An 8,155-nucleotide genomic window follows, 5' to 3' on the forward strand; every position below is an offset into this window, starting at 1 on the left:
GCGCGCCAGGCCGATAGCCCCCTCCACCACCGCCTGCGGCGGCGGTCCCCCTCCCCGCAAGCGGGGAGGATTTTGATGGCCGCAACCGGTCGCGACCAGCCATCACAGCGAACCCGCTGACCCCAGTTTCCGTTTACGTAAAGGGATTGCGCCACTGTCTCCGACGCGATACGCCTGCACCATGTTTTTCGGCTTTCTCGACGAGCTGCGCGCCGCGGGCATTCCCGCCAGCCTGAAAGAGCATCTAATGCTGCTGGAAGCGCTCGACCGAGAGGTGATCGATCGCAGTCCTGAGCAATTCTATTACCTTTCTCGCGCGATTTACGTGAAGGACGAAGGTCTGCTCGACCGCTTCGACCAAGTGTTCAACAAGGTCTTCAAGGGCATCATCTCCGATTACGGCCAGAACCCGGTTGATGTCCCCGCCGACTGGCTGAAAGCGGTGGCGGAGAAATTCCTGACCCCCGAAGAAATGGCCGCGATCGAGTCGCTCGGCGATTGGGACAAGATCATGCAGACGCTGAAAGAGCGGCTCGAGGAACAGCAGAAGCGCCACGAGGGCGGCAGCAAGTGGATCGGCACCGGCGGCACGTCGCCCTTCGGCAATTCGGGCTATAATCCGGAGGGTGTTCGGATCGGCGGCGAGAGCAAGCACAAGCGCGCGCTGAAAGTCTGGGAAAAACGCGAGTTCCAGAATCTCGACAACACCAAGGAGCTCGGCACCCGCAACATCAAGATCGCGCTCCGCCGCCTGCGCAAATTTGCGCGCGAGGGAGCCGCCGACGAGCTCGACATTCCAGGGACGATCGACGGCACCGCGCGGCAGGGCTGGCTCGACATCCGGATGCGCCCCGAACGGCGCAATGCGGTCAAGCTGCTGCTGTTCCTCGACGTCGGCGGGTCGATGGACCCCTTCATCAAGCTGTGCGAAGAATTGTTCAGCGCCGCAACGACCGAGTTCAAAAATCTCGAATTCTTTTACTTCCATAACTGCCCGTACGAAGGGGTGTGGAAGGACAACAAGCGCCGCTGGTCCGAACGCCACCAGATGTGGGATATCCTCCACAAATATGGACATGATTATAAGGTAATCTTCGTCGGCGATGCGTCGATGAGCGCCTATGAAATCACCCATCCCGGCGGCAGCGTCGAACATTTCAATGAGGAATCGGGCGCGGTGTGGCTCCAGCGGATCACCCACGTCTATCCCGCGGCGGTGTGGCTGAACCCGGTGCCCGAGGCTCATTGGGGCTACACCCAGTCGGTCAAACTGATCAAACAGCTGATAAACGACCGCATGTATCCGCTGACCCTTGCGGGGCTCGACGATGCGATGCGCGAGCTGACGCGCAAGCATTGATCCACCGCTTCAATTAATTGTCATTGCGAGGGCCGAGGGCCCGTGGCAATCCAGAGCGCGCGTAAGCCGCCCTGGATTGCTTCGCTTCGCTCGCAATGACGAGGCGTTCGGGTTCCCGCATTAGGCTCTTTATGTTCGACCTTCCCCTCGTCACCATCCTGCTCCTCACCGGGTTCATCAACCTGATCGGCGCGCTCGCATATGCCGCACGGATTGCGGGAGTGCGGACGCGGCGGATTGCGATGTCGTTCGCGCTGTTCAACATTTTGGTGCTGTTTTCGCGCACGTCGAACAGCTTCCTGGGACCGTTTCTGGCCAAGCGGATCGAAACGCGCATCCACGACGGCAGCGGCGCGTCGCTGTTCATCGACATGCAGCTGGTGCTTGCCGCGGCGAGCGTCGCGACTTTGATCGGCATCTTGCTGGTGCCGACAGGGCAGCGGATGTTCGCCGCCGCGATCGGCTGGTACCAGACCAACCGGTCGACCACGAAGCTAGCGGTGAAGGCGGTGAGCCCCAGCGGGCTGCGGACCTTGGGCCGCTCACTGACACTTCCCAGCCTCGCGCACCTCAAAAGCTGGAGGATGCCCAAAGGAATCAGCTGGGGCGTATTGATCGCCAACTGCCTCGCGCAATCCTTGCTCGCCGTGGGCGTCGTCGCGTCGCTCTATGCGGGCTATCTCGCGCCCGAATTCCGTGTCACCGCGTCGCAACTGTCGGCGCTGATCAACGGCTTTGCGACGATCCTCCTCTTCGCCTTTATTGACCCGCAACTGTCGGTCATGACTGACGATGCCGTCGAGGGCAAAGTCGACGAGGCCGAGTTCCGCCGCGCGATCACCTTCATCTCCCTGAGCCGCCTTGCCGGTACGATCCTGGCGCAGGCGCTGCTGCTGCCCGCCGCGATGCTGATCGCGTGGGTGGCCGTGCATGTTTGACGCGCCACGCGGCCGCAGCTGCTCCCCGCGCGCGATTGGAAACCCACGTAAAGCCCGGTCAGCCTGTTTGACCGACCACAGGCACCTTTAACGATAGAGGAGCAAATCGGCGATGTCGCCCTGCCACGCCGCCTCGTCGGGTAGTGCCAGCGCGTCGAGATCGGCGGGTGTGGCGCCCGCATCGTCGACCCATTCGCGCAGCAAGGGCGAGCCGTTGATCACGTCGATCGCGAGCACATTGTCGGTATACTCATATTGGAAGTCTTTACCGCGCCAGATGGGATAATCGGGCCAGAGCGAGCGGATCGCCTTGAACGCCAGCGCCTGCACGCGCCACGGCCGGAAGGCCGCATGGTCGTACCAATCGCCCTCGGCATGGATATAAACCCCGTTGCACAGCTGTCCCACATGTTTGTGAAAGGTCGGCTGGAACCAGATATCGCGGAGCTTGCATCCGGCGAGCCATTCGGGCGCAAGGCGGTGCATTTCGGCGATCACCGACCTGGCATCGATGTCGGGGGCGCCGAACAGTTCGAGCGGGCGGGTGGTCCCCCTGCCCTCGCTGAGCGTCGCACCCTCGACCATCACGGTGCCCGCATAGGCGCGCGCCATGTTGACGTTCGCGGCGTTGGGGCTGGGGTTGATCCACACCCGGTCGGCGGGCCAGCCAAAACCCGGCCCGTCCGGCTGCCACCCCTCCATCTCGATCACACGATAATCGACGTCGAGGCCGAAGTGGCGGATGAACCAATGACCCATCTCGCCCATCGTGAGGCCGTGGCGCATCGCCATCGGTCCCGCGCCGACGAAGCTTTCCCAGCCGGGACGGAGCAAGGTTCCTTCGACCGGACGCCCCGCGGGGTTCGGGCGGTCGAGCACCCAGACGGCTTTGCCGTACTGCGCCGCCGCTTCCAGAATATAGAGCAGCGTGGTGACATAGGTGTAGATGCGGCAGCCGAGATCCTGGAGATCGACGAGCATGACGTCGAAGGTGTGCATCGACTGGCCGGTGGGACGCCGAACTTCGCCATAAAGGCTGAACACCGGCACACCGTGGGTCGGATCGGTGAAGTCGGGCGACTCCATCATATTGTCTTGCAGGTCGCCGCGCACCCCGTGCTGCGGCCCGAACATCGCGGTCACGTTGACGCCCGCCGCGACGAGCGCATCGACGCTGTGCGTCAGGTCCGCCGTCACCGACGCCGGATGCGCGAGCAAGGCGACGCGCTTTCCGGCGAGCGGCGCGCGCAGTGCGGGGTCGGCGAGCAGGCGGTCGATACCGAATTTCATCGTCATGCCGCGCCCGGTGCCGCAAGCGTCAACGCAAAGCAATCGGGATGATGGAAATCGGGCTTTCCCGGCGGATGCGCGAGCGCCCAATAGCTTTTCGTGCCGTCCAATTCCTCGATGACAGCGGCCAGCGCCAGTTTCGACCCGGTGTCGGGGAAAATCCCCGGCTCGACGCGCAGCGCATAGCGGATGGCGCTGCGTTCGGCGGCCATGTCCCACGGCGCCAGTTCGTCGGGGTGGAGCAACGAGCGGTAATCGTCGAACTGGTAACAGGCCCATCGCCCGTCGGGGGCGTAATTGAACTCGGTATAGTCGGGTTGCCCCTCTTCGGTCAGAAACGCCTCGAAACAGGTGCCCTGCCACAAGCCGTCGGTGGCGCTGTCGGCAATGACCAGCTGTCCCTCGCCGGGCGGCAGGACGATGTCGGCAATGCGGCCATCGACGATGAAGTTGAGCGCGAACCCGTCGTCGAACGACAGGATGATCTCGACCGCTATTCCGTCCACCGCCCGCGCAGGGGTATCGGGATGGCAGATCAGTGCTGTGCGAATGCTATTCAAATCCCGAACCCCATGCTAAGCGCCCGGCCGCTATGACGAACCACAAATCCGACCTGCTGCGCCTGCTCGACGAGCGAGGCTATATCCACCAGATGACCGACGCGGAAGGGCTCGATGCGCTTGCGGCGAAACAGGTCGTCCCGGGATATATCGGGTTCGACGCGACCGCGCCGTCGCTGCACGTCGGCAGCCTCGTTCAGATCATGATGCTGCGGCGCCTGCAACAGGCCGGGCACAAGCCGATCGTGCTGATGGGCGGCGGGACGACGCGGATCGGCGACCCGACCGGGCGCGACGAAAGCCGCAAGATGCTGACCGACGAGACGATCGCGGCAAACATCGCGTCAATCTTCAGCATCTTTGAGCAGTTTTTGACCTTTGGCAACGGGCCGACCGATGCGGTGATGGTGAACAACCAGGACTGGCTGGGGCAGTTGGGCTACATCGAGCTGCTGCAGGAAGTCGGCACCCATTTCACGATCAACCGCATGATGACGTTCGATTCGGTAAAATTGCGGCTGGAGCGCGAGCAGCCGATGACCTTCCTCGAATTCAATTACATGATCCTGCAGGGCTATGATTTTCGCCATTTGTCGAAGACGATGGGTGTCCGGCTGCAAATGGGTGGGTCGGACCAGTGGGGCAATATCGTCAACGGCATGGAGCTGGGCCGCCGCATGGACGGCGCCGACCTTTACGGGCTGACGACTCCGCTGCTGACCACCGCGGCGGGCGCGAAAATGGGCAAAACCGCCGCCGGCGCGGTCTGGCTTAATCCCGCTCAACTGTCCCATTTTGACTATTGGCAGTTCTGGCGCAATTGCGACGACCGCGACGTCGGTCGCTTCCTGAAACTGTTCACCGACCTGCCGCTCGACGAGATCGCACGGCTCGAAGCGCTGGACGGCGCCGAGATCAACGAGGCGAAGAAGATACTGGCGAACGAGGCAACCGCGCTGTGTCGCGGCGCGGACGCCGCCAAGGCTGCCGCCGAAACCGCCACGCAAACCTTTGAAAAGGGGCAGGTTGGTGGCGACCTGCCGCACGCCGTCGCGCCCGCCGAGGGGATCAGCGTCGTCGATGCACTGCGCGAACTGGGCTTCGCCGCGTCGAACAAGGAGGCGCGCCGCAAGCTCGACGAGGGCGCGGTGAAGGTCGATGGCGTCGTCATTCGCAACCCGCACCACCTGATCTTACCCGGCACCGATCCGGTGCCGCTGAGCCTCGGCGCGAAAAAACATGGCCTTGTGACGCGGTAAGGCGCAAAACCACGTTTACCCAATCTTCAGCATTCGAGTGGATTTTCATGCCCAAACCAACAAGGTCCACAAAAATGCGCAAGATCGACACCAGCAAGGCCCATTATGTCGGGCTCGACCAGCGGATCGCCCCGCGTAGCGACGTCTATTGCCGCTTGCCCTTCGTCATGCCCGACGGGCGGCAGGAAATGTGCACCTGCGTCAACATCAGCGCCGACGGTATGCTGATGCGTTTCGAGCGTGGGCTGGAACCCGGCGACCTGGTTGTGTTCCGCATGCCGATCATCGGCCGCACCGCCGCGAAAGTCGTGTGGTCGCTGGGCGGCAAGACCGGTGTGCAGTTCGACAAGTCGATCGCGGTTGAAGATTATCTGCCGATGATCCGCGCCATGGGCGCGCGGGCGGATGTGAACTGAGAAATCCCCTCCCGCTTGCGGGAGGGGCAGCGAGACTTGCGAGCTTGCTCGCTAGTCGCAGCGGGGTGGGCATCCGAGAGGGTGCTGGCCCACCCCCAACCCCTCCCGCAAGCGGGAGGAGAGAAGTTTAGCCACTCCTGAGCAACGGCACCGCCGCATCGCGCTCGAACAGATACAGGCAGTGCCGCACCGGCTCGCCGCGCGCGCCATCCATCCCGCCGTCGCGTTCGACGAACAGTCGCGCGTCGTCGTGCGCCACGGGTAACAGCCGGACCAGCTGTTCAGGGGTGGCGAGCCCGTAATCGGCGTCGCCCGACTGCTTGAGCCCGAGCAACTCGCCGCCACCGCGCAATTCCAGATCCTTTTCGGCAATCACAAACCCGTCGTTCGTTTCGCGCATCAACGCCAATCGTTCGCGCGCGGTTTCGGACAGGTTTTGCGACCGCAGCAACAGGCACACCGATTTCGCCGCGCCGCGCCCGACGCGGCCGCGCAGCTGGTGGAGCTGCGCCAGACCAAAGCGGTCGGCATGTTCGACGATCATCAGGCTGGCAGCGGGAACATCGACCCCGACCTCGATCACCGTCGTCGCGACCAGCACGCCGATTGCGCCCGCCTGGAATCGTGCCATGACGTCATCCTTGTCCGGCCCCTTCATCCGGCCATGGACCAGCCCGACCCGGCCCGCGCCCAGCCGCTCGCGCAGCAGCCCCGCGCGCTCTTCGGCGGCGGCAAGCTCGCTCATCTCGCTCTCGGCGACCAAGGGACACACCCAATAGGCTTGCGCCCCGGTCGCCAGATGGCGCTCCAGCCCGCCGACCACCTCGTCGAGCCGGTCGACCGAGACGACGCGGGTATCGACCGGGGTGCGCCCCGGCGGCATTTCGTCGATCCGCGACACGTCCATCTCGCCATGATTGGCGAGTTGTAGCGTGCGCGGGATCGGGGTCGCGGTCATCACCAGCAGATGCGGCGGGCGCGCGGCCTTCTGGGTCAGCATCAGCCGCTGCGCGACGCCGAACCGGTGCTGTTCGTCCACGACGACCAGCGCCAGATCGCGGTACGTCACCGCGTCCTGAAAAATCGCATGGGTGCCGACAAGGATGTCGATGCTGCCGTCGGCCAGCCCCATCAGCGTCGATTCGCGCACCCGCCCCTTGTCACGCCCTGTCAGGATCGCGATGTTCACGGGCAAGCCCGCCAGCATCGCCTGCAAGGTCGCGAAATGCTGGCGCGCGAGAATCTCGGTCGGCGCGAGCAGCGCCGCCTGCGTCCCCGCCTCGACCGCCGCCAGCATGGCGCGCAGCGCGACCAGCGTCTTGCCCGACCCCACGTCGCCTTGCAGCATCCGCAGCATCGGCGTCTCGCGGCCCATGTCGGCGGCAATCTCGCGCCCCACCCGCTCCTGCGCCCCGGTGAGCCCGAACGGCAGCTTGAGCGCGTCGATCAGCCGTCCGTCGCCGACCACCGCGCGCCCCTTGCGCTTGCGCAGCCCTTCGCGGATCAGCATCAGCGCGACCTGGCTGGCGAAAATCTCGTCATAAGCGAGCCGGTCGTGCGCCGCGGCGTCGTGCGGACTGGCATGAGCGCGCGTCAGCGCCTCGCGCCAGGCGGGCCAATTTCGGCTGGTCAGCAGCGGCCCGTCGATCCATTCGGCGAGGTCGGGGCGCCTCTCAAGCGCGATCTCGACCAGCTGCGTCAGCCGCGCATTGGTCAGCCCTTCGGTCAGCGGATAGACCGCCTCGCTCGTCGCAATCGCCTCATCACTGTCCGGTTCGCTGACATGGTCGGGATGGACGATCTGGCGCATCTCGCCATAGGTATCGAGACGTCCGGACACCTGCCGCGGTTCGCCGAGCGGAAACAGCTTCTTTGCCAAACCTGACGTTCGCCCGAAATAGACGAGCCGGACGTGGTCGCCCGCGGCGTCGAACGCATCGACGCCAAAGGGCGCACGCGGACTGCGGCCCGACCGGTAGTCCTGCGCGGTGAGCGTGATGATGATCTGCTGCCCCGGCTGTGCGTCGTCAAGGCGATCGACCGGATGGCGCTGAACGAGTCCGGTCGGCAGATGGAACAGCACATCGACGACGCGCTCCAGCCCGAGCCGGGCCAGCGGCTTGGCGAGCTGCGGCCCGACGCCTTTGAGGTCGGTGAGCGCGGCGAAGAGCGGATTGAGGATTTCGGGTCGCATCGGTGACCGATGTTTAGCGCGAGCTTTGCCAACTTGCACCTCCCCTCTCCCCTTGCGGGAGAGGGCAGCGAGACTTACGAGCTTGCTCGTTAGTCACAGCGGGTGTGGGGTATGCGCTTGCAAAGCAAGCGCACCGCC

Annotated in this window: 7 protein-coding genes; 4 read left to right on the forward strand and 3 right to left on the reverse strand. The window is 64.3% G+C overall.

Features of this window, described 5'->3' with window-relative positions; genetic code table 11:
- The first annotated feature begins 181 nt into the window (after positions 1–181).
- Entirely contained in the window at positions 182–1,360 is a 1,179-nt protein-coding gene (locus tag IR187_RS14875; RefSeq protein ID WP_194955369.1) for a vWA domain-containing protein, read from the forward strand.
- 131 nt (positions 1,361–1,491) lie between these two features.
- Complete coding sequence (locus tag IR187_RS14880; RefSeq protein WP_194955370.1) at positions 1,492–2,298, forward strand: lipid II flippase Amj family protein; 807 nt, start codon at positions 1,492–1,494, stop codon at positions 2,296–2,298.
- Between the two features lie 87 nt (positions 2,299–2,385).
- Here the strand turns inward: IR187_RS14880 and IR187_RS14885 are convergent, their stop codons facing one another.
- Both IR187_RS14885 and IR187_RS14890 read right to left on the reverse strand, forming a co-directional pair.
- Positions 2,386–3,588, reverse strand: a complete 1,203-nt coding sequence (locus IR187_RS14885; RefSeq protein ID WP_194955397.1) for an exo-beta-N-acetylmuramidase NamZ family protein — start codon at positions 3,586–3,588, stop codon at positions 2,386–2,388.
- Positions 3,589–3,590: 2 nt separating this feature from the next.
- Positions 3,591–4,148, reverse strand: a complete 558-nt coding sequence (locus IR187_RS14890) for a DOMON-like domain-containing protein (RefSeq protein ID WP_194955371.1) — start codon at positions 4,146–4,148, stop codon at positions 3,591–3,593.
- A 32-nt stretch (positions 4,149–4,180) separates the two neighbouring features.
- On the opposite strand from IR187_RS14890, the gene tyrS reads away from it, so the two are divergent.
- Complete coding sequence (tyrS, locus tag IR187_RS14895) at positions 4,181–5,407, forward strand: tyrosine--tRNA ligase (RefSeq protein ID WP_194955372.1); 1,227 nt, start codon at positions 4,181–4,183, stop codon at positions 5,405–5,407.
- A gap of 74 nt (positions 5,408–5,481) precedes the next feature.
- Positions 5,482–5,823 carry a PilZ domain-containing protein gene (locus IR187_RS14900; RefSeq protein WP_194955373.1) on the forward strand — a complete coding sequence of 114 codons (342 nt, stop codon included), beginning with the start codon at positions 5,482–5,484 and terminating at the stop codon, positions 5,821–5,823.
- 127 nt (positions 5,824–5,950) lie between these two features.
- Here the strand turns inward: IR187_RS14900 and recG are convergent, their stop codons facing one another.
- Positions 5,951–8,017 (reverse strand): ATP-dependent DNA helicase RecG, encoded by a 2,067-nt coding sequence (gene recG, locus IR187_RS14905; protein WP_194955374.1) that lies wholly within the window; start codon positions 8,015–8,017, stop codon positions 5,951–5,953.
- Between the last annotated feature and the right edge of the window lie 138 nt (positions 8,018–8,155).

Origin of the sequence: Sphingopyxis solisilvae, from assembly GCF_015475875.1 — a bacterium.
Classification (GTDB): Bacteria; Pseudomonadota; Alphaproteobacteria; order Sphingomonadales; family Sphingomonadaceae; genus Sphingopyxis; species Sphingopyxis solisilvae.

Excerpts from the sequence above, each read along its gene's own strand:
- IR187_RS14875 (WP_194955369.1), top strand. The coding sequence starts at position 182 with ATGTTTTTCGGCTTTCTCGACGAGCTGCGCGCCGCGGGCATTCCCGCC.
- IR187_RS14885 (WP_194955397.1), bottom strand. The coding sequence starts at position 3,588 with ATGAAATTCGGTATCGACCGCCTGCTCGCCGACCCCGCACTGCGCGCG.
- tyrS (WP_194955372.1), top strand. The coding sequence starts at position 4,181 with ATGACGAACCACAAATCCGACCTGCTGCGCCTGCTCGACGAGCGAGGC.
- IR187_RS14880 (WP_194955370.1), top strand. The coding sequence starts at position 1,492 with ATGTTCGACCTTCCCCTCGTCACCATCCTGCTCCTCACCGGGTTCATC.
- IR187_RS14900 (WP_194955373.1), top strand. The coding sequence starts at position 5,482 with ATGCGCAAGATCGACACCAGCAAGGCCCATTATGTCGGGCTCGACCAG.
- recG (WP_194955374.1), bottom strand. The coding sequence starts at position 8,017 with ATGCGACCCGAAATCCTCAATCCGCTCTTCGCCGCGCTCACCGACCTC.